Raw genomic sequence first — 25,778 nt, forward strand, 5'->3', positions numbered from 1 at the left:
ATTGTAATCTTTAATCGTTGATATTGTCTTTTGTTTTTCGTTCCATCATTCTTTTAGGGTTTTCAATTTCTTTAAAACCAAATTTTTGATATAGTCCGTGTGCATCAGCGGTGTCAAGTTTCCATTTTTCAACATGCTTTAATTGAGGGTGGTTTACAATGTAATTCAATAACCTTTTAGAGTACCCTTTTCCTCTTTCTTTTTCTATGATGAAAACGTCTGACAAGTAAGCAAAAATGGTATAGTCCGTTATTACTCTAGCGTATCCTATCTGCTCATTATTCATATAAACCCCAAAGTTTATAGAATTCTCAATGCTATTTTCTGTCTGCTCGATTGTTCTTCCTTTACCCCAATAGGAGTTAGCAATAAAATCAGTTATCAAACGGGCATCCAATTTATTCTTTGTGGTATCGATTGTTATTGCTTTCATTTTATATTTATTCGATTCATTGAAAAGCAGCTTTAATGGTTTTTAATGTTAGCTTCTTGTTTTCACTTTCATTGATGAGTGAAGCAATGGCAATACCGTGTATTCCGACTGAAAGCAATGGTGTAATATCATCTAACCGTATCCCTCCAATAACCAATAGAGGAATCGTTGGAGTATCCATTTTCTGTAGATTTGTAACTAGCTGACCAATCTCATTCAAAGATAAAAAATCCTCAATTTCGGGTTTTGTTCTTGTTTTACGAAAAGTACCCAATCCAATATAATCGGCGATTCCATTTGATTGATGAAACTTGGCTTCTTCCTCATTATATGCGGTTGCTCCAATAATTTTGTTACTTCCTAGTTCTTTTCTGGCAATTATATGATCCATGTCCCCATTGCCCAAGTGAACGCCATCTGCATCAACCTCAATTGCGATGTCAAGATGATCGTTTATGATTAAAGTTGTATCAAAACATCTACATATCTCTTGGGTTTCCAATGCGATATCAAGCATTTCTGAACTTTCCATATCTTTGAGCCGAAGCTGTACCAAATCAACACCTGCTTCACAGGCTTCGAGCGCCAACTGCTGATGTGTTTTACCGGGCATATTTTGTGTGATAAAATGAATTCTGGATATTCTATTTTGTATCATAACGTATTCGGTTAAGCAATGCCAAGTAAAGACTCACTACTTAACATATATTGATTGAGTAATTCTTTTGATTTACAATACGCCTGTTTCATATTTAAACCAAGTGCCAGTCCGGCAGTAATGCCCGCAGACAATATGCAACCCGTGCCATGTTTATCAAGGCCAGTAAGTCTTCTGGATTCTAGATAGTGTATATGTTGATTCCACCACAGGTAGTCAATTACATATTCCTCATTTTCAGAAACTGATTTCCGCAGTACAGCGGTATGTCCATTAAATTTGTGAAAGGAAAAATCAGCACCCCAAAGTTTTGAGTATTCCTCCTTGTTTGGTGTAATTAGATCAATAAGTGCAATCGTACTTAATAACTGTTTTGGATAAATATCATTCCAAAAATTAAATCCACTAGAGCTTTTGAATATTGGATCCCATACAATTTTTAAGTTGTGGTCGTATTCCCTTAAAAGTTTGACCAACCATTTCAAAGTGTCGGAATCTTTTAAGATTCCAATCTTTACGGTTGTTATAGTGTGAAGGGAAAAAATGACGTCTATCTGATCTTTAATCTCTTTTTGTGTTGACCAACGTATCCCCCGAATCTCAGATTCATTTTGGATGGTCAAGGCACTCATTACACCAAAGCCATAGACATTGAAATGCTGAAATACCTTTATATCGGCTAGAATCCCTGCGCCAGCTGAAGGGTCAAACCCTGCTATGGATAATACTTTTGGTTGCTTCATAGATAAATGGACGATCCTTTTTTTGTAAATTCTTCTGCCTTTTCCTTTAAACCTTTTTCAATGACTTCAGCTTCTGTAGCTGCTTTTTCATTGGCCAGCTCTCGTATCTCTTGTGTAATTTTCATCGAACAGAATTTAGGGCCGCACATACTACAGAAATGAGCAATCTTCGCCCCCTCTGCAGGTAAGGTCTCATCATGGTATTCACGAGCTCTATAGGGGTCTAGGGAAAGGTTGAACTGGTCTTCCCATCGAAACTCGAACCTTGCTTTACTTAATGCATCATCCCTATATTGGGCCGATGGAAAACCTTTTGCCAAATCTGCTGCATGTGCTGCAATCTTGTAGGCAATCAATCCATCCTTTACATCTTCCTTATTGGGCAAACCTAAGTGTTCTTTAGGGGTTACGTAACAAAGCATAGCAGTACCGAACCAACCGATCAAGGCTGCTCCAATTGCGCTCGTAATATGGTCATATCCCGGGGCTATATCCGTAGTGAGCGGTCCTAGTGTGTAAAAAGGAGCTTCGTGAGTAAGTTCCAGTTGTTTTTCTACATTTTCCTTAATTAACTGCATCGGTACGTGTCCTGGACCTTCAATCATTACCTGAACATCATATTTCCAGGCTATTTTTGTGAGTTCTCCCAAGGTTTCCAATTCAGCGAACTGTGCTTTGTCATTGGCGTCTGCTATACTCCCTGGTCGTAGTCCGTCACCTAATGAAATGGAGACATCGTATTTATTCAATATTTCGCATATTTCAGAAAAATGGGTATAAATAAAATTTTCCTTATGATGTGCCAAACACCATTTTGCCATGATGCTTCCTCCTCGAGAAACAATACCCGTAAGGCGTAAAGCGGTAAGCGGAATATATCTTAATAGAACGCCAGCGTGTAACGTAAAATAATCTACTCCTTGTTCCGCCTGTTCTATAAGGGTATCTTTAAAAAGTTCCCATGTCAATTTTACAGGGTCACCATTCACCTTTTCCAAGGCTTGATAAATAGGCACAGTACCCAATGGCACAGGGCAATTTCGTATAATCCATTCTCGGGTTTCATGGATGTTTGCCCCCGTAGATAAATCCATTATGGAGTCTGCTCCCCAACGGCAAGCCCATACCGCTTTTTCCACTTCTTCTGCAATAGAGGATGTCACTACGGAATTACCAATATTGGCATTTACCTTGGTAAGGAAATTACGCCCAATCACCATAGGTTCTAGTTCGGGATGGTTAATGTTGGCAGGAATAATGGCACGCCCTTTCGCCACTTCGTCCCTAACAAACTCCGGAGTAATATTTTGAGGGATGTTAGCGCCCCAACTTTTTCCAGAATGCTGATTATAATCATCCATCATCAGGTTTTCCCGTACAGCTATGTATTCCATTTCTGGAGTAACAACACCCTGTTTGGCGTAATACATTTGCGTATGGGATGGTCTTGTGGAACGTTTGGGTTTTCGAATATTAGGAAATCGTAAGGTATCCAACGTACTATCTTTTAAACGTGTATTCCCGTATTCAGATGATGGTTGTGACAGCGCTGTTATTTGCTTGTCTTTTGCTAACCAATCCCTAACATAAGGAAGACCTTGTGTTAAATCAATAGTGGCTTTTGGATCGGTATATGGACCACTGGTATCATAGAGGAAAACCTCTGGATTCACGGTGTTCTTTTCTGTTCCATTTATAGTAGTTTTAGCTTGTTCAACGCCCCTGAAAGGAACCTTTAGACCAGTAGTTGTAGTGGTATAATGTTTTTTTGATTTCGGAAAAGAATCTCTTGAAATAGGTTGCTTATGATCGGCTAAAACCGGATTCTTTGTGTCCATTTGTTTTTTGAACAAAAATCATTAAATAGCTATAAGTAGGATAGTACAAGGTGGACATCCGACTAAAATGTCCAATTTATACTATTTAAAACAGTGTGTTTTACCGTTATTTGTTGTTTTGGTAACAACAAAAATAAATGACCATATATATAATTGGTGCGGGGGCAATTGGTAAGGTATTGGCAGTTTGCCTAACACGACAGGGTAAAAACGTTCAGCTTATTCGAGGAAGCGTTGATGACGGTAGTTGCTATAGTAAAAGGTTGACGTTGAAACTTAAATCAGGACAAGGATTAACAGCGGATGTAAAGTTCAATTCTTTAAGCAACTTCACTGAATTTAATGGTCTAGTGGTGCTCACCAATAAATCCTTTGGGAATAGGGGGCTTGCTGAAAAACTTAAAAACAAAGTCATTAATACTCCTATTGTTATCTTGCAGAATGGTTTAGGTGTAGAAAGACCATTTATTGAGCGTGATTTTCATGAGGTTTATAGATGTGTGCTATTTGTAACCAGTCAAAATATTTCAAAAAGTGAAGTAAGTTATAAACCTGTAGCAGAATCTCCCATTGGTATAATCCGGCAGAATAATTCAGTTTTAAAAACTATTGTGAAGGAAATTGACACACCGGAATTTAGATTTGTTGCTGAAAAAGAAATCGATAAAATTATTTGGAAAAAGGCGATTGCAAATTGTGTATTCAATTCCATATGCCCATTATTGGAAGTCGATAATGGGGTTTTCCACAGAAACACGGAAGTGTTTTTCCTGGCGAAGAGAATCATTAAGGAATGTGTGCTCATCTCAAGGGAAGAAGGGATTGATTTAGTAATAAAAGAGGTCGAGGATCAGGTAATCTCCATCAGTCAAATGTCCGACGGTCAGTTTATTTCCACATTGCAGGATATTCGAAATAAAAGGGAAACAGAAATAGACACCCTAAATTTTGAAGTTGTCAGGATAGCGAAACGAATGAACCTAGAAGCACAAGTCCAGGAAACAAAGTTACTTGGGGAATTAGTTAAAATAAAATCAGAATTAAACAGATAGATGTATCAAATATTTTCCCCACCAGAACATTTACGACATATTATACGCTATTACTGGCTACTTGATTTAAGCGTAAAAGAGCGTGGATTGACGGAATATATTTTTGCCTATCCCTATGTGAATTGGGTTTTTACCCTTGGGTCTCCCTATACGGTTAAAGATAATCAGTTTGACCCTATAGTTATAAGAGATACACGCATTCTGGGACCGAGGACTAATTTTGCGGAATATTTACACCCCGAAGGAAATCTAGCCTTTGGAGTGACCTTTCAATTTGGAAGCACCTTGCCGATTTTTAAGGAAGAAACCAGCGTACTAACCAATAAAATTATTTTACAGGAAGAGATACTACCTGCCTTCAATTGGTTGACACCTTTTTTTGAAGAAGTCCAACCAGATGTTTTTATTGACACCTTTAATAATCAAATTGAAAAACTTTCTCGTGGTAAAGATAGAAATGGGCAAGTACTATGGAATCAATTTTTAGGACTTATCATAGATGGAAAAAATTATGCATCATCCGCAAGTCGAATGTCCAGAATGCTCAAAATAAGCCAAAGACATCTTCAAAGAATAACCATGCAATATGCTGGATTCTCTCCCAAGCAGGTACAATCAATGATTCGCTGTAGGCTGGCAATTAAGCACATTCAGAAAACGGGGTGTACCCCTGATTTTTTCCACTATGGTTTTTATGACCAAAATCACTTTATCAAAGAGGTTAAAAAATGGTCGGGACACACTCCTAATTCTCTTCTATCCTTACTCCACTAATTCTATAAAATTGGATTTTCAACTTTCTATTTTATGGTTAGCACTTTTTATGCTTTGCTGCGTAATCACTAAGTTCCTCATAAATTGGAATGAGTTGACTGGCAATTTCCTTTAGTGGATAGTCCACTATTGGTGGTACTTCTGCATGCACCGTTCTTTTAACCAGCCCGTCCTTTTCCAATTCTTATGAAAACCCAACAAGCACTTTACCAGTTTATCAATTGTTATGTGATTTACAAACTCAAAATTTAAAGGACAAATTATTCTTAGGTCTTGGTCCAGTGGCTAATAGTTTTGATTTCATTCCAAGAATTGAGTCCTCCGACATAATTCTCAGATATGCAACAAGTAATATTAGGGAAAGTCAAATACTACAATTGCGAGAACGTCTTAGTGATGATATGGAATTAATGGCGGCTATTAAAAATTAAGTCACCAAAGAAATATACCAAAGTTAATTGTTTTGGTAAATTGGGTTAATCAGGTGTTAATTGACCTTGAAAACAATCGAAAACCAAAAAGTCAATTAAAAGGCATACCTGAGGAAGATAAATACCATCGGGCTAGCTAGGACCAACAAGGTGATGCACCTCTCCGCCATTGCCTACAACCTGAATAAGCACTTGTAATTCGAACAGAGACAGGTGAAAATAGTTTTGTTAAAATCGGAGAGGAGATACTTAATGATAACATTAGGGTAGCCAGTGGAGAAATAGAAGCCAAAGCCGATGTATTGGGTCAAAATGATTTTTTTTTTGGAAAAGAGGAGTTTCCCTCTATAACTTAAGACTCCTTAATTAATAATTCTGAATTTAAAACAACGTTTTTTCAATCTTTAAATAATCGGATATTTTCAGTTGTTCTAAGAATACTCGTGCCGTAATTTATCCTGGATTCTTATATTTGCTTTGAAAGTCAATTCGAAGCTATTGCTATCCATTAGACCGTCAACAATTCGGTCAACAGATTTTGACAAAAAGGTTTAATCCCTTAAAATAAGGTGGTTTAGGAAACAGGTTTGAATCCTGTCGAGGTCACTAAACGGGATTTTTCACAAATCGAGTGGAAATTCCCGTTTTTTATTTCCCTCAAATTACCTGAAAACGAGCGGATTGTAGCAAAAATTTCATTGACCCGAAAAGTTTGAACTAGCTTGTTTTTGAAGTCATACCGAATCCCGTCGGGGAACACCATATATTGGATGGCCCGTTTGGTTTCCAAATCTCCTAACTTCCACAATGACGGTAAGTTACAGGCATAATCAAGTGCCATTTTAACCGACTTCTTAAGGTTTGAACTATTTATTCCCTCATCGCCCAATCTTGTTTCCAATTCCCTTTGTTTGGTCTTAAGTTCAGGCATGAAAAGGTCGTACTGTGACCTTGTAATTTCGTTCAGAACGACATACCTTCTTTCCAAGGTATCTATCTGTTCATTGAGCTTATTGAGTTCGTTGGTCAACCGTTTTTGGTCCTGAAGTGCTTCTTGGTTCTTATCAATTAAGGTATCATGGATTATCTCGGTCAGGGGTTCGATAAACTTTTTGTCAGCTATGGTATAGTTCCCCAACAAGTCCAAAAACTCTTCATGGAGCTTTTTGGCACTCCTGTTTTCCTTACTACCCTTTCGTCTGTTCTTATAATAATACAGCCCCTTTTTCCTCACGATGAATCCAGTATATGGTGTACCGCATACCGAAGACTTTACGAACATCTTCAATGGCAGGTTTTCATCATCGAACGAATACTTCCGGGGCGATTCACCCACATGAAGTAAATTATGGATTTTAAGAAAGACCTCTTTTGAAATTAGGGCTTCATGCTTCCCTTGGATTACCTCTCCGGGAATAAGACTGTTGACGATCAGTCCACAATAGAAAGGGTTTCTAAATAGGTCGGTCAGTTTTTTTGCCCTGATATCCAAGCCCTTTTCTTTCAGCCTTTCCGCAATCTCGACATGGGACATATTGGCGTTCGCTTTCCATAAAAAAGCCTTTTTCAATAATCTGCCCTCTTTGGTAATCACGAAATTTGGAGTCTTTCCCTTACCGGGATTGGTGTTGGTATATCCGAATGGATAAGCGCCCGTCCAATATCCCCTTCGCAGCTTTTCCTGCATTCCAGTTATGGATTTGTCCCTGCGGACTTGGTTGTCAAAGTGGGAGAACATATGATACAGGTTTTCCTGGAACGTACCCGCACTTGTCGTCACATCGATTTCTTGTGTGGCCGAAATGACGGCCACCCCCTGCTTTTTTAACTGCTCACTAATATAGGCACCATTCGCGCCGGTTCTCGAAAACCTGTCGTAGGAATAGACAATGATATAGCCGATGTTCTTTCTCCTCTTTACATAGTTCAGCATTCGTTGGAATTCCCTACGCTCATCGCTCTTTGCCGATTCATAGGTTCCCCCAAAATATTCAATTACATCCAATTCTTTACGAAGCGCATACTCTTGACAATATTTGAGTTGTGTGGTCAAACTGGCATTATTATCAAATTGCTCTTTACTGGACACACGGGTGTAAATAACGGCCGTTTGGTTCTTTCCTATGATCCTTCCCTTTTCCTTTTTGGCAAATTGACTGAATACCTCTAAGTTCATGTGCTTCCTTTTTGGACATGGTCACAGACTATGTTGGCCAGTTGTTGAAGTTGCTCTACGATTTTCTCTGCGTCTTCTTTCGTGTAATCTTCAAAACCTTCGTAAGTCTTGAGCCATGTACTGTTGAATGTTCTTTTTTTCTGCTTTAGCTCAATTGTTGGGTTTGACATTTCCCGTAAATGTCAGCAGCTCCTGGATCTTGTAGGTCACTACCGTATTTGTAAAAGCAGGCTTTAATTTACCTTTTTTATTCGATTTAATCCCTTGTGGGATTACCATTTTATCCCATACTTATGAGCTGTTGGTTAACAACCTTTAGTTTTTTATGAATGATTGACTTTTTTCCTGAATGTCCGGTTCACACAGACAATTTTCCCATGGCTTTGCTTGATTTCCAGATTTTGAAAATCATGTTGTTTCAGGATATCTATGATACGCTCTCCCGTATCCAATCGTTCCAGACCCTCGATGATATCTACCTCCCCATTCTTGATGGTCAGTTTTATGGACAGAAACCTCTTATTCCGTATCATCTCCAATACCTGAATTTCAGAGTGAGACAATCCTGAAGGATATAACTTATCGGTCTTTTCCATACGTTCCGTTTTCATAACAGCCCCTAAAGATTGAATCCTTTTCCTTTCTTTTTTCTTCGCTTTTTGCGCTTTAAATTATCCCAATCCACCACTTCCAACTTAAAAGGGTTCCACGGATTGTCCTCGACCAATGGGGCTACCCATCCAATTCCTTGATTTTTTGCCACATGGTGTTCTGGTTCTTCAAGAGCATTTTGAGCCCGTTCAGCATTTCCTGCTGGCACCTCGATAACTCTTTGTGTTCCATTTGCGATCGCTCCAGCAGAATTTGCAGTTGCTCCAATTGCATTGTTATTTTCGAGAACAATTGCACGGTCTCTTGTTTGCTCATAATCGATATGTTTTACGATACTGTTCCATGAAAACCTTTTGCCCAAGGAGCTTCCATTATAGATGATGCCCTCATATTTGAACGATACTCCGGACACTCGGCCCGTGGTCTGGCTGACATTGAATTTGGGGGAGATATTTTGCGTTTTGAGCAGCTTGATAAATTCTGCCGTGTCCGTTGCCTTTGAAATGGTGGCCCCGATTTTATCCTGAAGGATAAGCTTGGTCGGGGCAGTAACTGTTCTCAACGTTTTTTCAATTTCCTTTTGGGTGAGCGATTTTTTGGTGTTGGCCTTTCCCAAGACTTGGGTCAGTCCATATTTCTTTTCCAGATCATTGAGTACTTCCCTGCTTCTTCTCTTGATGTTGCTGTCGCTTGAGACCCTGCCCGAATACCTGACCCTGTTCGCAATGATATGGATATGCTCATGCTCGGTATCGGTATGGCGGTACATGATGAACTGGTTGTTGTCAAACCCCATTTTCATGAGATAATCGCATCCAAACGAAGCAAAGTCTTTATCATTCAAACTGTCCGAATAGGGAAGGTTCAAGGAAACATGAAAAACGGCCTTGCCCAATCCAGGACGCAACTGCCTTATCAGATTGAACTCATTGGTCATGTTGACCGAGGTAGAAGGTTCGATATTGGAATCGATTACATACCCGACCCCTTCTTCCACCTTTTTTTCATTATAGGCCAGAACCCCATAAAAATCTTTACCGATTACAATCTTACCTATCATCGTTTGCGATATTTGATTTGAGGTATTGCAATAGAATTTTTACCTCCTCTAATTGTTTAGAAATACTAAATGGGTCCCAAATACCTGAGTTTACAACCCTAGTGAGTTGGTTCAGATTATTTCCTATTCTACTCAATTCAACAAAAAGTTTTCTGTCCAATGGGCTGACCATCTTTTTTGGCAAAGACTTGCCAGTGACTTTTCGTCGGATATATTCTGCTATGGACAATCCCATGACTTCAGCATTCGTGCATGCCATACAGTATTCATCAGCGGTCATCCTGACATTGACCTGTATTGTTTTCAGATTACTCAATTCTTTTTTTGGCCTACCCATTTTCAACGGATTTTGTGAGGATCACAAGGCTGCTACAAACGAAGTGCGTAGGGTTTTTGTTAGCAAAAACACAACTTGCTTCATATTCTCCGATATAAAGTACTTTTTCAATTATGTTTTTGGATTATCCATTTGTTTCTAAGAAGAAATACCCCTTAACCGATCGATAAGTTCATTGATGTCATTGGGATGGAACAGGACACGTCCGCCAATAGGTATCTTTTTGAGCAACCCTTTCTCCATCCAGGAATAGATGGTCGGTCTGGTCACTTTGAATTTTTTGACCAAATCAGCAATCGTCAACATTTCATTTTCAGTTTGATTTTCATTATCCTTATCCTCCAGTTTTGGAGCTAGATTGTTTTTGAGAGATTCTACAGGAACGTATTCCTTTAATCCATCGTCGTCCATGATGAATATGCGCTTCATATTACTGGTATTTGTTGATTTATTTTATTGAACAAACCTAGCAATATTGAACAGCATTTAACCCGTTTGCCATACATCAGTTTATGTATGGCAAATCAAGAAACATTCAAAATAAATTTGTATAGGGAATTGAGGTTAAATCTAAAATAGGGATATTAAGCCCCCAAGAGGCTTACCTATTCGATTCCTTCAAGGGTGTTGCCAAAAACATTGTTTTTGGCAACTGCCATAGAAATGTGGGTAGGGAGAAAAAGAATTCGGTTTACGCTAAAACTCGGACAATCTCTAGCTGTTGTCTTCTTTCTCCCTTCCCACAAATGTTTTACAAAAATTTCAAGCTACTTCAAATACATTTATTTATATAAGCATGATTATACAAATGTATATATCTGTCTCGTCCTGAAAAAAGTTGTCACTCAAAGCGGTTGATACTATAACAAGTTTACAGCCTGTCATTTGGGACATTTTTGAAAGGTCCATAGGTTTTCAAAATCATCATTAAACTTATTTTTAACCATTCTTGTTTTAAGAATAGGGAGAATTATACCATTGCGGAATACAAGAAACATCCAACCTTTTCTTCTTTCTCCCTTTCCACAATGAGCACCCAACAGGGATGCCCTCTCAAGCCAAAAATGTAGTGGTTCATTAATGGATAGTGGCCAATTTGATGGGATGCAAGGAGTTTTTAAGTCGGTGAAAGATATAATGCAAGAGGTGACTTTTTTCGACCTCTTTCGTTTATGCACGGCACCTAGGATGTTGAAAATCTGGACTGAAAAGGAAGTCCTTTCAACTTCGGCATGGACAAAAAAATATTGGAAAACCGTAAATTGGTTAAAAAAGCAATACTCAAAAGAAGGAAAGAACACCAAATTCAAAAGTTGAAGCAACTGGAAAATTATATTAGCAACCTGACTTTATTGACTTTAAAAGCTGTGCTTCGCAAAACAACCATCAGAATAAATTCCAATTTTAATTAAGACAATTATATACCTGAGTGTACCTGCCTCAATTCATAAAAATAAAAGTCAGTAATATCATTGCCTATGTTTTTTTCCTTTTGCTTTCGTTGAGGGAAATAATGGAATTTTAACTCATGACCGATTCAATAAAAATAAAACCAATTGCTAAATAAATCCTCTTCTTTCGGCTACAATTTTTAGATATCGGTATGTACCCACATATTAGAAAAGATATGCTTAGGATAAAGTTCTGATGGAAGGAAAATACTGGAAATATTGCCACCCTATGGGAATGAAGTTCCGAAGATTGCTACATCATTTACTAGTTATAAATTTCTCTTCTACTTTTTTGTCATTATAAGAGATTTTAAAAATTTATGAACCAATTAGGGGTAGCCTTGAAAATAACGAAGCCATCTCATGATTTTCGACTAGTTCAGTCTAGTTTATTACAATTATAGTTGAAGATTTACATTTTGGAGGAAAAATCGAATGCTTTTGAGACACCAATTGAAAATAATTGGCAGTTATATCTATCACTATTTTGGGCATAAAGTACGAATCCTTTGGTGCCTCCACTCTCCCCACCATGCTGCGGAGACCATGAACCTATTCGTTAACCATGCTCATTTTTTTCTTGAATTTCCTTATGCAGATTTTGTCCGTACCGCAACGTGTATGCTCTAGGGTGTAATCCAAAATTGTTTTTTTCCACCCTCTTGTTGGATATTACTTATGCTACTTTTATCCATATTGGAGAACTTGTGCTGAAAAAAGGACAATTTGGTTTTCTTGGCAAACTTATATTGACTCCTTCGCACCATCGTATGCATCATGGTAGAAATCCCCTGTATATGGACACCAATTTCTGTAACCTTTTAAATATATGGGACAGGATATTTGGAACATATGAACATATCAAGACGAGGATGATGAACTTCCCATCCAATATGACATAACTCGGGAAATGGACTCAGGAAGCTTTTTTGATGTCTATTTTGGTGAATTTAAGTCGCTTTACAAAGATGTAAAAAATGCTCCGGGCTTAAAAAACAAAGTTCTATACTTGATAATGCCCCCGGGGTGGAGCCACACAGGAGGGCATCTAACTGCAAAAATTGATTTCGAACAATTTTTGAATCAAGATTCAAAATAGACACCAACAAATCTTACATAATTGTCTTAAGCTCGTATATATCTAATCCGTTGAATTGTTGGCTAAGAGGTATAAAATTTTACCAGACCAGTTATACAGTGAAGGTATTTAACCCCTTTCGGATGATGTGCCCGAAGGTATATTATTAAAAATCAAACCCTCCTAACATGTAATGATTGGTTGATAATAATTTCAATATCGCCTTTCAAAAAGTTTGAACTTTGTCCTCTTGAGTTTGTGGACCACCTCCAGACCCGAATAACTCACCAGTCTCCTAATGCTCCCAAGGGATTGGAACCCATCTGTTTCTGCCAATACTCGTACAATAGTAAGTCTACGGATTCCCTTTATCCGTGCAATTTTGTCCACCCTATTTTGAAGTTCCCTTTCCTTCTATACCCGTCAAGGTAAAAATTCCCGATTCGTATCAAAATATTTCTTTTTCGAACCCCTAATACAATTCAGTTTATAAAAATTGTAACATGCTTAATCTATCAACATTTTTGGAAGACAGTGCCCTTCGACATGGGAAAAGACCCGCGTATACTTGCCATGGTAAGACCTATACCTTCTTCAGTATAAATGAAGAGGCCAATAAATTGGCCAATGCCTTAATCACAATAGGCATCCGTCCCGGGGACAAGATTGCCATAAGTTGTCCCAATCTTGTGCAGTTTCCCATCGTTTATTATGGAGTTCTAAAGGCGGGGGGAGTAGTCGTTCCTTTAAGTATCCTTCTTAAGAAAAATGAGATTGCCTATCAATTGAAAGACAGTGACAGTAAGGTATATTTTTGCTTTCAAGGAAATGAAGAGTTTCCAATGGGGAAGTACGGGTGGGAAGCATTCAGGGAAGTTAACGACTGTGAGCATTTTTTTATGATCATGCCCGAACCTCAAAATACTTTACCGATTGATGATATCCAAACATTATCATGGCTGGTCCATAATCAATCTCCATCCTATGAATCCATACCGACCAAGGCGGAGGATATTGCAGTGATTATCTACACTTCAGGTACCACTGGAAGTCCAAAGGGAGCTGAACTCACCCATGCAAATCTTTTTTTAAATGCCCTGTTATCCGCCAATAGCATCCTTGGGTTACATACCAATGATGTACAATTGATAACCCTCCCTTTATTCCACATTCTTGCGATGACCGTACAGATGAACACCTGTATTTTTAAAGGTGTTCATTGTATTCTTGTCCCCCGTTTTGACCCTGAAAAAGTACTCGAACTAATCGGTGAGTATGGGGTGAGTATTTTTGTGGGCGTTCCGACCATGTACTGGGCATTGCTCGATTACTTGCGCAACAGACCTGAAAAACAACCGGGCGAACATAAGTTACGCCTCTGTATCTCTGGCGGGGCCTCATTACCCGTAAAAGTGCTGCAAGATTTTGAAGAGCTTTTCAATGTGCTGATTTTAGAAGGGTACGGTATGAGCGAAGGATCACCCGTTGTCACTTTCAACCATCGCCAAATTGGCAGAAAACCCGGGTCGGTGGGCACTCCCATATGGGGTGTTGAAGTCAAGGTGGTCGATCAAGAAGGCAACGAAGTGCCAACTGGCGAGAAGGGAGAATTATGGTACCGTGGGCACAATGTAATGAAAGGCTATTATGGACTGAAGGAGGAAACGGAAAGAATACTTACCAATGGGTGGCTGCATTCGGGTGACATTGCCATAAAGGACGATGACGGGTTTTTCTATATCGTTGACCGTATCAAAGATATGATCATACGCGGTGGAAAGAACGTGTACCCCCGAGAAATAGAAGAGACCATGATAAGGCACGAGGCCATTTCTCAGGTATCTGTAGTTGGTGTGCCATGCGAAAGATTGGGTCAAGAGATAAAGGCGTTCGTCGTCTTGAAAAATGGTAAGACCGTGACTGGGGAAGCGATCATTAAATGGACTAAGGAAAAAATCGCTGCATACAAGTATCCCCGTGAAATCGAATTCGTAAAGACCCTTCCCCTTAACGCATCGGGAAAGATCTTAAAAAAAGAACTGCGTAGGTAAAACGCTGCGAACTGAATTTTATAAAAACAGATTAGAACATGAAAAACAATAGGTTTTCTACCGATAAAATAAAGATGAGACCTTCAATTTTAAAAAGGGTGTTTGTGTTTTTATTGGTGTCAACGTTGGTAATACTGGGTTGTGCACCGAGCAAAAAGGCATTCATTGACAAGGGACAGCAAAAAATGTACAATGAAAGGTATGGCGAACATACGCGCAATGTTATGGATGTTTACCTGCCGGCGGGGCGTACCCCCGATACTCCGTTCGTGGTATTGATCCATGGGGGCGCTTGGGTACAGGCAGGAAAGGAATATGTGCGAGACATTCAAGATACATTGCTGGATCATGGCATAGCCGTTGCGAACATGAACCATAGGTATGCCAATGCGACCGATACCCATTATAAGCAAATGTTGCAAGATGTTGACCATGCCTTGGCCTATTGCAGCGAACACGCCGAAGAATGGGGCACACGGGATGAAGGATTTACCATGGTCGGTGCCAGTTCTGGGGCGCACCTCGCCATGTTATCTTCCTATACCACATCAAAGTCCATAAAAGCGATTGTCGATTTTTCGGGCCCCACGTATTTTGATGATACTGATTTATTGGACTATGCAGTAGAGGCTGGATTGATAGAAATGGTTCAGATGATGACGGGCAAATCATATGACAAAGAAAAACCACTGGATTCAGCATTCACCGATTCAAGTCCATTGTCACATGTCAAGGATATTCCTGTATTGATCATACATGGTACCTATGATGAAGTAGTACCCTTTTCCCAATCACAGATATTGGACAAAAAGCTCACATCGATGGGCTTTGAACATAAATTCCTAAAGATACCGAACGCCGGACACGATCTTGACCTTGATGATTCCGAAACCAAAAAGCTTGTCTATGGTGCAATGGTAGATTGGGTCCTAAAACATGGATATGACAAATAGAGCCCATGGACGGACATAGAAGCCTTATGAACCGATATGAATGTAAAAATAAACTGAAACTCTAAACTAAACAAACATGAAAAATCTATTAAAAAAAGGTTGGTTGCCGTTGATTGTTTTTCAATTATCGATCTTAGCAATGTTTTCACAAACCAGAAAAATTATCGGTACCGTAGAAGGAACGGATGGTGGTGTCCTGCCCCTTGCCACGGTCATAATAAAAAACACCAACAACTATGCGGTGGCAGACGAGAATGGGGCATTCATCCTTGAAGACGCACCAGAAGGAAACGTGGTCTTGGTGGCATCATTCATCGGTTATGTCCAAAAGGAAGTTGAGGTCGGCGGACTGACAAACACTATTACTATTGTGCTTTCCGAGGCCAATACGCTGAACGAGGTGGTCGTTACAGGTGTTTTCGATAAACGAAAAAGGATGGATGCATCGGTGGCCATTACCACACTGGGCGCAGAGATACTTGAGAACCAGGTACCTAAAAGTGCTTCGGATCTTTTGAAGAATGTTCCCGGCGTATACGTGAACTCATCTGTGGGCGAAATCAGGAACAGTGTTTCCTCACGGGGCATTACGGTAGGATCGACCGATGGCAGCTTTGGATACGAATACGTATCCATGCAAGAAGACGGTCTTCCGATTACAAATACCACCTATTTTAGTTACGGTCCTGACTTTTTTCTCCGTTCAGACGTAACACTGGCCAGAGTAGATGCCGTCCGCGGGGGCCCTGCTTCGGTTACAGCGGCAAACGCCCCTGGGGGGGTATTCAATTATATTTCCAAAACTGGAGGAAGCAAATTTGAAGGGGAAGTAAGAATGAAGTATGGCCTTTTGGGCAATGGCAAGAACAGCCAGGAAAGGATCGACATTGGTTTTGGGGGACCTTTGGGAAATCGCTGGTTCTATAGTATTGGTGGATTTTATAGATACGACGAAGGGGCGCGATACCCTGGTTATCCCATGAACAATGGGGGGCAGATTAAAGGCAATTTGATGAAGTCCTATGACAAGGGTAATGTAAAAATTTTCTTGAAATACCTTGATGACAAGAATGGTTTTGCCCAGCCCATGCTCACCGTTGGCTATAGTGATCCAGAATTAGCATCTAGTTTCGATAGTGGCAGTGCCACTAATTTTCCCGAAGGATTCCAATATTCAGGTGAAGACTTAGTAAACGGGGGTACCTATGACTTTAATTCAGAAAACCAAGTCAAAAATAGATACCAATCCATTGCGTTGGGCTGGGACCATGATTTAGGAAATAATTGGAGTTTGAGCAATGCCACAAAATTCTCGCACAACACGGTACTTTACAATACTTTGGGGTCGATGATACCTTCATCGATAACTGATTTGGTTCCATATTTCTTTCTGGGTGGTTTTGGTGCCGGCTATCCTGGGGCCTTCACTTTCCGCGATGCCAACACAGGTGAAAACTTGGCCCAAGTCGATGTCACTGGTGGAGTGCCCACGGTCACCTCCAGTTCATTACCGGGTCAGGATGTACTCTCCAACTCCATCCTATTGCTTCCCTTGAGCTATTATGACAATACGGTCACCGAATTCATGGAACGTTTTTCGGTTAATAAAAAAATGAACAATATGAACTTTAACTTCGGTGGTTTCTATGGTTATACCAATGCAGAGCGCTTTTCAGGAGGGGACATAGCCTTGGGAACCATAGAAAACCATCCCAAGCTTTTGACTCTGAACTTTTCTGGCACTCCTCTTTATGGGGTCGATGATACAGGAACTCCCATAACCGGACCCTCTGGCGAATATCAATTTACAAACTCTACCGGAGTGGGACAGGGAACCGGAAACTTGGGAGCTTATATCTCTTTTAAAGCAAAGCAAAAACAGGGAGCCTTGTTTTTTGGCCATGCTTGGAACATCAACGAAAAAATGACTTTTGATTGGGGCCTGCGTTATGAAAACGTCAATATTGACGGGGAGAATATTAGGCCCTATCTTATAGGATCCCCCTTTTCTACAGGGGGTACTGATGGTAACCCTTTTACCACCTACAACAATAATGAGTTGGACTCATTGGCCACATTTAAGTTCAATTACAAGATCAACACGTTCTCGTATTCTGCCGCACTAAATTACAAGTTCAACGAAAAACTTGCTGTTTACGGACGATATTCACAAGGTAAAAAAGCACCGGATCTTGACTTCTATTTTACCCTAAACACCCCAGAAAACCTCGCATTGTACCGACCAAAAGTGCGAAGTACAGAACAGATTGAGTTTGGTCTAAAGGCAGGGTTCGGTAAATCAAACTTATTTGTTACGCCATTTTTCAGTGTTTTGAGTGGGGTGCCAGTTGGCCAAATTTTTCAAGATTCTGATGGTACTTATTACTTTCCACCAAGAACCTATGCAAAATACAATACCCCGGGTATAGAGATTGAGACCAATATTTTTATAAACGACAATTTGAGTTTGAGGGGAGTGGCCACGTTTCAAAAATCAAAATTGGATGAATACAATATTTGGGTGGCCAATGCAAATGGCTCCGATGATGATACACAAATATCGTATTCAGGCAATGAGGCGGAGAACAGTCCACGGGTAATGGCGAACATCGCTCCTACCTATTCCAAAGGTAATTTCTTTGGTTCTGTCGTCTGGTCCTATATGGGCAGCAGACAGGCCAATGCCGCAAATGTTTTCAAGTTACCGGCTTTTTCAGAGTTCAATCTTAATATGGGCTATAATTTTTCCAAGCGTTTCCAGTTAAGTTTGAACGTGAACAATCTATTTGACACCTATGGTGTAATGACCTTTCAACGCCCTGGAAGCCTAGGGCAAGTGTTGGGTGGTAATGCCAGTTTTTCAAAAGCCGAATACGATGCGGCCGTTACCGCAAATACCCCGTATTCTACCGTTGCCATACAGCCTAGGGCTTATTACTTGACCGCAACTTACAAATTTTGAAGATATTTCCAATCAGATATTAAAACAGATACATCCAATGAAAAGATTGAAAAAAATATTGAAATGGACGTCCCTGACCCTATTGATGGTTCTAGTAATCGGATTTTTATACTCTTACTTTATATGGTTGGCCCGACCGGGTAGTGTTTCCTATTTTTCCGACATTGAAGACAGTCATTGGCACACCGTTGACATGGGCAACGAATCCATGTGCAGCGATGGGTCGGAGTATTTCATCTTTGTTCGGAAAGGTAAATCCGATAATGTCATTGTCCATTTTTCAGGGGGAGGTGCCTGCTGGGACGATAATACGTGTACCAGGCCCATCACCCTATACAAGGCCTTGACCGAAGGAGACTCCAAAGATCTTAAGGCCTTTTATTTTCCCATCGAACTCGACTTTCAGTATAAATTTTTGAGCGGCATCTTTAACAACAAGGAACAGGAGAACCCGTTCAAGGATTGGAACATCGTCTATATCCCCTACTGTACGGGCGATTTCCATATCGGGAACACCACCACTGTTTATGAAGCGGATGGTAGTGAAATGGAAGTGCACCATAATGGTAGGAACAATGTTTTGACCGCTTTGGATTGGGTGTATACCAACTTTAAGGCCCCAAAGAAAATATTGGTGTCAGGTGAAAGCGCCGGTGGCTTTGCCTCGGCCTATTGGGCACCCGCGGTGGCAGAACATTACAAAGACCTTCAGAGCATCTATCAATTGTCGGATGGATCGCAGCTCACATCCGACCGATGGCTCACTATCTTGAACTCGGTCTGGAAAAGCGACAGTCGGTCGTTGCTTAAATTTGACATCGGCAATGATGCCTATGCAGATGCGCTGCTCAACCGTTATGATTCGATCAATGAAAGGATCAAACACTTGAATAGCCATACCTTGTACGATGTTATCTTACCAAGGTTCTATGCATCCCTGAACCATCGCCAGACCAATGATACGGGGTATATTTATGAATGGTCGGAACACATGAAGGCATCAATCCAGCGACTCGATAGTTCGGATATCGATTATCAGTATTTTTTGACCAATTGTAGGTACGATTCGGAAAAAGTGGCTACCCCTCATACTTTGCTGGGGTCCGATTCCAGCTTATATCACTGTAGGTCGAACGATTTGAGATACATTGATTGGCTGCGAAAAAATATATTGGATGATGAGCACATATCGGCGGGTAGCGATTTATTGTATGCCAAAAATAAATATTGATGAAGAAATTCTTATATATACCCTATGCTATTTTAATGGTGCCTGCTGTTTTGGTATTTGCACTGATGTTATTCGGCACATTTGCCAATTGGCCCATGTATCTTGGTGGTTATACCGGTCTGTTGCAATCGCATTATTCTGCGCAGATTCTAGTTGTGATTTTCGTTTTTTTGGGTCTGGCATTCCTAGTTTTCAGGAAAAAATCCGCTAAATTGACAAAATATTTGTTCTATGGAACAGGTGTCTTGTTCGTGGCACAGGTTTTTGTCATTGCCACACTCTACCGCACCGCTTTTAAACACCAACTTCCCTTATCGTTCACCCAGGCATTGTCAACCAACTTTGGGGTGCAGGGACCGCATGAGACCTTTTCTTATCTGGAATTGGATGGGAAAAAATATTTATTGGATGTTTATAGGCCTTTCGAAGGTGTAAAAAGGTCCATTCCCGTCATACAGGTACATGGTGGGGGCTATGTGGCTGGATCTCGTACTGATGACCGGCACCATGAATGGTTCACCAAAAAAGGTTTTACAGTTTTTGATGTTGACTATCCATTGGCAACCGATGATATGCACACCTGGGAAACCGCTGCAAATGCCATAGCTACAGCTGTAAGCTACGTGGTCGAGAACGCCCAAAAATTCAATGTGGACACGTCGAAACTTATTCTCTACGGAGGATCTGCAGGTGGCGGCCTAGTCATTCAGGCAGGTTACGGCCTAGTCAATGGTAATATTACACCCTATTCTCAAATAGAGCCTGTGTCGCCAAAAGCCATCATTGCGATTTTCCCCCCTGTCGATTTCACGGGGATGTGGAAGATGGCAGGTCAGGGGGTGTTGGACATGCGCTCCAATGCCATACAGTTTGTCGGGGGTTCCCCTGATGAATTTCCCGAGCGTTATAAAAGGTTGGATATCGTCAATTCCTTGCACAAGGGTCTACCAGAAACACTTATCATCACAGGTTCCCGTGATCATGTTGTACCAATTGAAGGAGCCCGAAAACTGCTCCGAAAGGCAGAACGGCTTCAAGTTCCCATCTCATATCAGGAGGTGCCATTCGGTGAGCATAGTTTTGAAGCAAACGCAAACAGTCTGAGCGGGCAGATAAAATGGCAGGCGATGGAAAAATTCCTAACAAAAAACAAGCTCATGGATTCCCATTGACTCAACCCGACCATGAACGCCTATTAAAAAACCTTTTCTGCTTTCAGACATCTTCCAGTTATCAATACTTGTTATTTAATATAATTTAATAATACAGATGAATATCTACCTTATTTTTAGTATATTAGGTTTTTTTTTACCAAATAGACAACAAATATCATGGATTTGATATTGCCTTACATTAATCCCGTAAAGTTTAGAAATGCCCTGATTGCCAATTATGGGTTCTCCAATCAAGAGGCATGGAATTCAAATCTTTTGTCCATGCCGAAGGAGCTGGGGAAAGGCTCCCTACATCTATTCATAAGAAATGATATCCACTTCTTTAGGGGAAAATGGAGTTTTAAGGAAGAAACCCTCTTCTATTCTGATGATCCAGTCGGCAAAAAAGGATTTGTCGATTTTAGGATAGGGGCCAATGGTGAGATACAATCATGTGCCATCGAAAATAGGGAAAAGTTCGAATTCGAGACAACCAAAGTAGATGGTATGAGGATTTTTATCCCAGAAAAATTTTTACCCGCCGCCAAAAACAAGGTCCATTCCCAATTTGAAAAATACTGTCTCGACAGCAACATCATAAAACTACTTGAAAACGTATTCTCCATCGACCATGAAGATACCCGTAACATCATGCTCCTCGAAAGCAAAATACTTGAATTTGTCCATTTTTGGAGTGAGTTCCTATGTAGAAAGGAAATCGACCAGCACTTCGAAGGAGTCAACGACCATCAATTGAATTGTGTAAAAATAGCACTTCATATACTCAATGAGGATTTATCAAAAACAATGACTATTAAGGAATTGAGTCGTAAATCCGGCATCAATGAATGTGATCTTAAAAAATGTTTCCGCACGGTCACAGGCTTACCTGTCAGGAAATTCATTATCAAGAGACGAATGGAAAAGGCCAAACAGATGATTGATAGTACCGACTTGCCCATATATGAAATCTGTCAGGAAATCGGATACTCCAATCGCCACTACTTCGCCTCGCTCTATAAAAAATTCCATGGCATGAACCCTAGCGAAGACAGAGTATGTAAAGGCCTATTTGGTTCCTAGAGGAGCTGTATGATAGTTAGATTTTTATATTTAATGTTCTTGGGCCAAAATGGAAACGCTGGACAAAATATACCACCTCCACAGGTTAAAATTGAGCATGACAAAAGAATTATTAAACAACTGAATAACGATTTTAAATTAAACAAAAGATTAGTTTTAAGTGGACCTTTGTATCTATGTTATAATGTAATTTGTTGAATTGTTGCTAAGATGTATAAAATTTTACAGGGTCATTAACAAAGCGAAGGTATTTAACCCGTTTCAGATAATGCGACCATGGGGAATCAAGGTGTTTATGCTATTAAAATCAAGCACTTCTAATATGAATTGATTCGTTGATAATAATTTCAATATCTTCCTTCAAAAAGTTTGAATTCTGTCCTGTCGAGTTCACGACACTCAAGAAACCACGCTCTTCTACAGAGCGTGGTTTTGTGTTTTAAGACATGCCTAAAGCCAAAGCTTTTGTAAACGGATTGAAATACAAAATTAGGCCCGCTTTTCTCGGGCTGTGGTTTCTTATTTGCAACATTAAACTTCAAGGAAAACCCAAGGAAATCCTGTCGAGGTCACGACAATCAAGAAACCATTCTAAGAAAGAGCGTGGTTTTTCGATTTAAAATCTGTGTCACTTATTGTGTCATTTTTTCAAATAAGAAACAGCGGTTATTGTATGGTGCGTATCCCAAAGGATATGTAATATACGCATTGTTATCACCATTACTGGCCATAAGATAAAGTTCTTAATCCCTCAAATCTTCCATTTCTGCAATGGATGAATTTAATTTATTCAATATTCCGCCATACATAGTCTTTACATCTTTACGGTGAATGGACTTACTAAAAATACTCATCAAAAGCGCAAAAGTTAGAACAAAAATAGTAGTACCGAGATGAAGTCCGAAAAACAAATCACTATGCGCACTAACTTTTTGGCGCACGTCTATTAAACTATCTGAAAACCAAATTCCAAAATAGAAAGTAAGAATGAGAATGGGGTATACAATTCTGTACATTTTTCCGTAGCGCTCAATAGATTGGTCAATCCAAACTTTAAAGGACTTTAAAAATAAATAACTGCTTTGGCCTTTATCTATTTTTTCTAAGTTCTTCAGTTCGTTGTAAGCGGTATAGGCAATGTACAGCATCATTATTAAGACAATACTGCCAGCCAGTAAGGCTCCTGCAAAGTAGGCACCCATAAATAAAAGGGAAGAGACAATTATAATGCCCCGTATGTTATTCAAGAACATCTTCTTGAATTTAGCCATAATATGCAACGACTTTTTGTCGTAAAGGTTATTCACTTTTGGAGCGATTAAAGATTCCGTATCTAGGAACCCTTCCTTCCATATGGTTTCAATTGACTTTTCCATCTAATATTTTTTTTAGTCGTTCCTTAATTCGCTTGATGCGTACCCCAATATTATTCGGGTTTGTGCCAATAATATCTGCAATTTCTTGGTACGACTTTTCTTCCAGATAAAGCAAAATTACTGCCCTGTCCACTTCTGATAATTGCCTAATACCGTAGTAAAGCTGATTAAGCGATTCATCGGCAAAAGCACGGGATTCTTCGGATACTTCTTCTGCCAAGAGATTAGAAGCACTGTACTGTTGGTTGTTTTTTCTTTTTTTCAGCAATGTCATGCTAACGTTCAGTGAAATTCGATACACCCATGTAGACCATGCTGATTGCCTTTTAAAGTTATTTCTGCTTTTCCAGATTTGCAGGCACACCTCTTGATAGTAATCCTCGAAATCTTCTTGAGTATCTGTATACGCCCTGCATATCTTTATGATTATTCCTGAATAAGGCTGAATGGAGGAAGTATAAAAATCGTTGCTCACTTTTTTGTTTAAAGTCCAAATTCCAAAAATGTTAAACCATATTTCCTGAAGATAAAGCTTTTGCATCAAGATTACGTCCTATGAGCAGTCCAATAAACATGCCAAGTGACATTCCTAATGCAATGCCTTTGGACCGCTCAAGTCTAGATAAAAAAACAACTCCAAAAAGCAATCCAAAGGTCATCCCCAAAGCTATTCCAATCTTCGTGTAATACCCTTTAGTTGTTAAGGAAAAAGTATCCTTTAAATATTTTTCAAATTGTGTAAGTGCCTTTTTATAATATTTTATATCATGAGCAATTGTAGAGTCCAGATTAAGCCTTTTCAATTCGGTCTCTATCGCCTGAATTTCAGAGGCTGATAAATCTCTATCTTCCAACCTGTTCAAAATTCTAATGAATTCTTTGTATACCTTTATTTCAGACTTTTTACTCGTCTCAGAAACTAAACTTTGAAAATAGTCTAGTGCTTTTTTTAACGTCATAATTTTAATCTTTTCTTGGTTAGTGGCTCAAGTCAAAGATTATTACACCCCATTGAACTATTTTTTTTAAAGGATTGCACTTCATGAAAAAGATTCTTAGTTTGAATATTGGTGGTAATGTGATTGTACAAGATTGGTTGCGTGTTCCAAGTACTTTATTTAGCAAATACAAATTGAATAGAAAATCCGTGATTTTCGTAAGCAGGCTTGAACTAGCAATTAATTTTATACGGTGTTGGCAAATCGTTATTTTTTAAACTCCTAGTGTTTTGGTTATTAGTACTTTGTATTTTTTAGAATCGTTATTAAATTTTCTAGTTGCCGTAATCCAAATAATTATTCCAAAAGCGATAACTAGTCCACCTAAAATATAAGTTAGAGATTGATTGTCTGTCGCTAGGAATAGCCCTAGAACAAGTCCCAATCCAAGAATTAGATGAGTAACTATTATTAATTTGATCAAAAAGTGCTGTTTGAATGAAATTTTAACTTCAGTTATATTCTCAACATTATTTTCTATGAATTCGCCATTAACAACAGTCCAATTTTGGAATGCATAATACCAAGGGTACAAAATCCTCTTACGGAAACTAAAAGTATTAGTGTTTTTGGTTTTAAATGAAAAACCTCCAATAGAGTTAAGTTTAGATGTTAGTTTTTCAATAACTTCTTTCGGTGGTTTTTTTAATTTGAAATTCCAATTTTTCATATTTCGATATTGTTTTTTTAATGTTTGCCAACGTCTGTTATATGCCATATCTGCATACAACCTTATTACCTTCCTTTACCAAAATTTCAAAACGTTTATGTACTTCATTACTTGTAACGTACCCACAGTCTCCTTCAAGTACAACACCATTTTTTAAGACAAAATGATATTTATAACCACCTTCAGTTTGCTCTAATGAATAATGAATGGTGTTTTGTTCCTTAGCTTCAATTGGACCAAAGTCCAACCCTGCATTGGGAAGGGTTACTTTGGCTGCTTGAATGCTTGTATTGGATATGTTTTTAACAGTTACACTAGGCATTACATAAAAGCTGATGAAGTAAGCAGCAACAGCAATTAAAGAAAGTACAATTGATATTTTTAATACTGCTTTCATTTGGGTTCAAGGGGCATATATCGGCTCGAGGATATGTACGGTTTTTGTAGGGCGGGGATCGTCAAGCTCGCTTGTGAGTTCTGAGAACCCAAAAAAGCCGTAAAGGAAAAAAGCCCACTATAGTAAAGGGCTCGATACCCTGCAACAATCGTATATAGCATCGATGAAAAAGCAGTAAGTCGAGTATCTTTAAAATGAACTAAAAATTAAAGATATGATTACCCAAATTACTGCTGTACCGAAGTTATACATTGGTATCG

At 39.3% G+C, this 25,778-nt stretch carries 25 protein-coding genes; 9 read left to right on the forward strand and 16 right to left on the reverse strand.

Annotated features, from left to right (window positions below; translation table 11 throughout):
* Positions 1-10: 10 nt before the first annotated feature.
* Genes PP182_RS18250 through thiC form a run of 4 tightly spaced genes read right to left on the reverse strand, consistent with a single transcriptional unit; the run spans position 11 to position 3,672 of the window.
* Complete coding sequence (locus PP182_RS18250; RefSeq protein WP_272652706.1) at positions 11-433, reverse strand: GNAT family N-acetyltransferase; 423 nt, start codon at positions 431-433, stop codon at positions 11-13.
* Positions 434-449: 16 nt separating this feature from the next.
* Positions 450-1,091, reverse strand: a complete 642-nt coding sequence (thiE, locus tag PP182_RS18255; RefSeq protein ID WP_272652707.1) for a thiamine phosphate synthase — start codon at positions 1,089-1,091, stop codon at positions 450-452.
* Positions 1,092-1,102: 11 nt separating this feature from the next.
* Positions 1,103-1,834: a hydroxymethylpyrimidine/phosphomethylpyrimidine kinase gene (locus PP182_RS18260; protein WP_272652708.1), complete on the reverse strand. Its 732-nt coding sequence runs from the start codon at positions 1,832-1,834 to the stop codon at positions 1,103-1,105.
* The gene (gene thiC / locus PP182_RS18265) at positions 1,831-3,672 is read right to left on the reverse strand and encodes a phosphomethylpyrimidine synthase ThiC (RefSeq protein ID WP_272652709.1); all 1,842 of its coding nucleotides are present in this window, start codon (positions 3,670-3,672) and stop codon (positions 1,831-1,833) included. The genes PP182_RS18260 and thiC overlap by 4 nt, the downstream gene beginning before the upstream one ends.
* A 137-nt stretch (positions 3,673-3,809) precedes the next feature.
* Between thiC and PP182_RS18270 the strand changes: the two genes are divergently transcribed.
* Together PP182_RS18270 and PP182_RS18275 are read left to right on the forward strand one after the other, a co-directional pair.
* A complete protein-coding gene (locus PP182_RS18270) occupies positions 3,810-4,724 on the forward strand; it encodes a ketopantoate reductase family protein (protein ID WP_272652710.1) in 915 nt (304 codons plus the stop codon).
* Positions 4,725-5,498: a helix-turn-helix domain-containing protein gene (locus tag PP182_RS18275; protein ID WP_272652711.1), complete on the forward strand. Its 774-nt coding sequence runs from the start codon at positions 4,725-4,727 to the stop codon at positions 5,496-5,498. It begins immediately after the preceding gene.
* A gap of 37 nt (positions 5,499-5,535) precedes the next feature.
* Here the strand turns inward: PP182_RS18275 and PP182_RS18280 are convergent, their stop codons facing one another.
* The 7 genes from PP182_RS18280 to PP182_RS18310 all read right to left on the reverse strand — a co-directional run bounded on the left by PP182_RS18280 (position 5,536) and on the right by PP182_RS18310 (position 10,543).
* Entirely contained in the window at positions 5,536-5,679 is a 144-nt protein-coding gene (locus tag PP182_RS18280) for a winged helix-turn-helix transcriptional regulator (RefSeq protein ID WP_272652712.1), read from the reverse strand.
* 824 nt (positions 5,680-6,503) lie between these two features.
* Positions 6,504-8,105 carry a recombinase family protein gene (locus tag PP182_RS18285; protein WP_272652713.1) on the reverse strand — a complete coding sequence of 534 codons (1,602 nt, stop codon included), beginning with the start codon at positions 8,103-8,105 and terminating at the stop codon, positions 6,504-6,506.
* Positions 8,102-8,275, reverse strand: coding sequence for a hypothetical protein (locus tag PP182_RS18290; RefSeq protein WP_272652714.1), 174 nt, complete (start codon positions 8,273-8,275; stop codon positions 8,102-8,104). The genes PP182_RS18285 and PP182_RS18290 overlap by 4 nt, the downstream gene beginning before the upstream one ends.
* A 153-nt stretch (positions 8,276-8,428) precedes the next feature.
* Positions 8,429-8,716, reverse strand: coding sequence for a hypothetical protein (locus tag PP182_RS18295; protein WP_272652715.1), 288 nt, complete (start codon positions 8,714-8,716; stop codon positions 8,429-8,431).
* 8 nt (positions 8,717-8,724) lie between these two features.
* Positions 8,725-9,777, reverse strand: coding sequence for a relaxase/mobilization nuclease domain-containing protein (locus tag PP182_RS18300; protein WP_272652716.1), 1,053 nt, complete (start codon positions 9,775-9,777; stop codon positions 8,725-8,727).
* Positions 9,767-10,114, reverse strand: coding sequence for a plasmid mobilization protein (locus PP182_RS18305; RefSeq protein WP_272652717.1), 348 nt, complete (start codon positions 10,112-10,114; stop codon positions 9,767-9,769). Before PP182_RS18305 ends, PP182_RS18300 begins: the two co-directional genes overlap by 11 nt.
* A gap of 138 nt (positions 10,115-10,252) precedes the next feature.
* On the reverse strand, positions 10,253-10,543 hold the full coding sequence (locus PP182_RS18310; protein ID WP_272652718.1) for a helix-turn-helix domain-containing protein: 291 nt from the start codon (positions 10,541-10,543) through the stop codon (positions 10,253-10,255).
* A 1,666-nt stretch (positions 10,544-12,209) separates the two neighbouring features.
* On the opposite strand from PP182_RS18310, the gene PP182_RS18315 reads away from it, so the two are divergent.
* The 7 genes from PP182_RS18315 to PP182_RS18345 all read left to right on the forward strand — a co-directional run bounded on the left by PP182_RS18315 (position 12,210) and on the right by PP182_RS18345 (position 22,077).
* Complete coding sequence (locus PP182_RS18315) at positions 12,210-12,467, forward strand: sterol desaturase family protein (RefSeq protein ID WP_272652719.1); 258 nt, start codon at positions 12,210-12,212, stop codon at positions 12,465-12,467.
* Between the two features lie 679 nt (positions 12,468-13,146).
* Complete coding sequence (locus tag PP182_RS18320; protein WP_272652720.1) at positions 13,147-14,694, forward strand: long-chain-fatty-acid--CoA ligase; 1,548 nt, start codon at positions 13,147-13,149, stop codon at positions 14,692-14,694.
* Positions 14,695-14,732: 38 nt separating this feature from the next.
* The gene (locus tag PP182_RS18325; RefSeq protein ID WP_272652721.1) at positions 14,733-15,647 is read left to right on the forward strand and encodes an alpha/beta hydrolase; all 915 of its coding nucleotides are present in this window, start codon (positions 14,733-14,735) and stop codon (positions 15,645-15,647) included.
* Between the two features lie 76 nt (positions 15,648-15,723).
* Positions 15,724-18,609 (forward strand): TonB-dependent receptor, encoded by a 2,886-nt coding sequence (locus PP182_RS18330; protein ID WP_272652722.1) that lies wholly within the window; start codon positions 15,724-15,726, stop codon positions 18,607-18,609.
* Between the two features lie 37 nt (positions 18,610-18,646).
* On the forward strand, positions 18,647-19,840 hold the full coding sequence (locus PP182_RS18335; protein WP_119645872.1) for a pectin acetylesterase-family hydrolase: 1,194 nt from the start codon (positions 18,647-18,649) through the stop codon (positions 19,838-19,840).
* Entirely contained in the window at positions 19,840-21,012 is a 1,173-nt protein-coding gene (locus tag PP182_RS18340; RefSeq protein WP_272652723.1) for an alpha/beta hydrolase fold domain-containing protein, read from the forward strand. The genes PP182_RS18335 and PP182_RS18340 overlap by 1 nt, the downstream gene beginning before the upstream one ends.
* A 159-nt stretch (positions 21,013-21,171) precedes the next feature.
* Positions 21,172-22,077 (forward strand): helix-turn-helix domain-containing protein, encoded by a 906-nt coding sequence (locus PP182_RS18345; RefSeq protein ID WP_119645870.1) that lies wholly within the window; start codon positions 21,172-21,174, stop codon positions 22,075-22,077.
* Positions 22,078-22,820: 743 nt separating this feature from the next.
* On the opposite strand, the gene PP182_RS18350 is transcribed toward PP182_RS18345, so the two are convergent.
* From PP182_RS18350 to PP182_RS18370, 5 genes are all read right to left on the reverse strand, one after another.
* Complete coding sequence (locus PP182_RS18350) at positions 22,821-23,453, reverse strand: hypothetical protein (RefSeq protein ID WP_272652724.1); 633 nt, start codon at positions 23,451-23,453, stop codon at positions 22,821-22,823.
* A complete protein-coding gene (locus tag PP182_RS18355; RefSeq protein WP_272652725.1) occupies positions 23,437-23,928 on the reverse strand; it encodes an RNA polymerase sigma factor in 492 nt (163 codons plus the stop codon). The genes PP182_RS18350 and PP182_RS18355 overlap by 17 nt, the downstream gene beginning before the upstream one ends.
* Positions 23,929-23,959: 31 nt before the next feature.
* Positions 23,960-24,412: a hypothetical protein gene (locus tag PP182_RS18360; RefSeq protein ID WP_272652726.1), complete on the reverse strand. Its 453-nt coding sequence runs from the start codon at positions 24,410-24,412 to the stop codon at positions 23,960-23,962.
* A 253-nt stretch (positions 24,413-24,665) separates the two neighbouring features.
* Positions 24,666-25,121, reverse strand: coding sequence for a DUF423 domain-containing protein (locus tag PP182_RS18365; RefSeq protein ID WP_272652727.1), 456 nt, complete (start codon positions 25,119-25,121; stop codon positions 24,666-24,668).
* A gap of 37 nt (positions 25,122-25,158) precedes the next feature.
* Complete coding sequence (locus PP182_RS18370) at positions 25,159-25,518, reverse strand: hypothetical protein (protein WP_272652728.1); 360 nt, start codon at positions 25,516-25,518, stop codon at positions 25,159-25,161.
* Positions 25,519-25,778: the final 260 nt, after the last annotated feature.

The organism is Maribacter sp. PR1 (assembly GCF_028464145.1).
GTDB lineage: Bacteria > Bacteroidota > Bacteroidia > Flavobacteriales > Flavobacteriaceae > Maribacter.

Excerpts from the sequence above, each read along its gene's own strand:
- PP182_RS18250 (WP_272652706.1), bottom strand. The coding sequence starts at position 433 with ATGAAAGCAATAACAATCGATACCACAAAGAATAAATTGGATGCCCGT.
- thiE (WP_272652707.1), bottom strand. The coding sequence starts at position 1,091 with ATGATACAAAATAGAATATCCAGAATTCATTTTATCACACAAAATATG.
- PP182_RS18260 (WP_272652708.1), bottom strand. The coding sequence starts at position 1,834 with ATGAAGCAACCAAAAGTATTATCCATAGCAGGGTTTGACCCTTCAGCT.
- thiC (WP_272652709.1), bottom strand. The coding sequence starts at position 3,672 with ATGGACACAAAGAATCCGGTTTTAGCCGATCATAAGCAACCTATTTCA.
- PP182_RS18270 (WP_272652710.1), top strand. The coding sequence starts at position 3,810 with ATGACCATATATATAATTGGTGCGGGGGCAATTGGTAAGGTATTGGCA.
- PP182_RS18275 (WP_272652711.1), top strand. The coding sequence starts at position 4,725 with ATGTATCAAATATTTTCCCCACCAGAACATTTACGACATATTATACGC.
- PP182_RS18285 (WP_272652713.1), bottom strand. The coding sequence starts at position 8,105 with ATGAACTTAGAGGTATTCAGTCAATTTGCCAAAAAGGAAAAGGGAAGG.
- PP182_RS18290 (WP_272652714.1), bottom strand. The coding sequence starts at position 8,275 with ATGTCAAACCCAACAATTGAGCTAAAGCAGAAAAAAAGAACATTCAAC.
- PP182_RS18295 (WP_272652715.1), bottom strand. The coding sequence starts at position 8,716 with ATGAAAACGGAACGTATGGAAAAGACCGATAAGTTATATCCTTCAGGA.
- PP182_RS18300 (WP_272652716.1), bottom strand. The coding sequence starts at position 9,777 with ATGATAGGTAAGATTGTAATCGGTAAAGATTTTTATGGGGTTCTGGCC.
- PP182_RS18305 (WP_272652717.1), bottom strand. The coding sequence starts at position 10,114 with ATGGGTAGGCCAAAAAAAGAATTGAGTAATCTGAAAACAATACAGGTC.
- PP182_RS18310 (WP_272652718.1), bottom strand. The coding sequence starts at position 10,543 with ATGAAGCGCATATTCATCATGGACGACGATGGATTAAAGGAATACGTT.
- PP182_RS18320 (WP_272652720.1), top strand. The coding sequence starts at position 13,147 with ATGCTTAATCTATCAACATTTTTGGAAGACAGTGCCCTTCGACATGGG.
- PP182_RS18325 (WP_272652721.1), top strand. The coding sequence starts at position 14,733 with ATGAAAAACAATAGGTTTTCTACCGATAAAATAAAGATGAGACCTTCA.
- PP182_RS18330 (WP_272652722.1), top strand. The coding sequence starts at position 15,724 with ATGAAAAATCTATTAAAAAAAGGTTGGTTGCCGTTGATTGTTTTTCAA.
- PP182_RS18335 (WP_119645872.1), top strand. The coding sequence starts at position 18,647 with ATGAAAAGATTGAAAAAAATATTGAAATGGACGTCCCTGACCCTATTG.
- PP182_RS18340 (WP_272652723.1), top strand. The coding sequence starts at position 19,840 with ATGAAGAAATTCTTATATATACCCTATGCTATTTTAATGGTGCCTGCT.
- PP182_RS18345 (WP_119645870.1), top strand. The coding sequence starts at position 21,172 with ATGGATTTGATATTGCCTTACATTAATCCCGTAAAGTTTAGAAATGCC.
- PP182_RS18350 (WP_272652724.1), bottom strand. The coding sequence starts at position 23,453 with ATGGAAAAGTCAATTGAAACCATATGGAAGGAAGGGTTCCTAGATACG.
- PP182_RS18360 (WP_272652726.1), bottom strand. The coding sequence starts at position 24,412 with ATGACGTTAAAAAAAGCACTAGACTATTTTCAAAGTTTAGTTTCTGAG.
- PP182_RS18365 (WP_272652727.1), bottom strand. The coding sequence starts at position 25,121 with ATGAAAAATTGGAATTTCAAATTAAAAAAACCACCGAAAGAAGTTATT.
- PP182_RS18370 (WP_272652728.1), bottom strand. The coding sequence starts at position 25,518 with ATGAAAGCAGTATTAAAAATATCAATTGTACTTTCTTTAATTGCTGTT.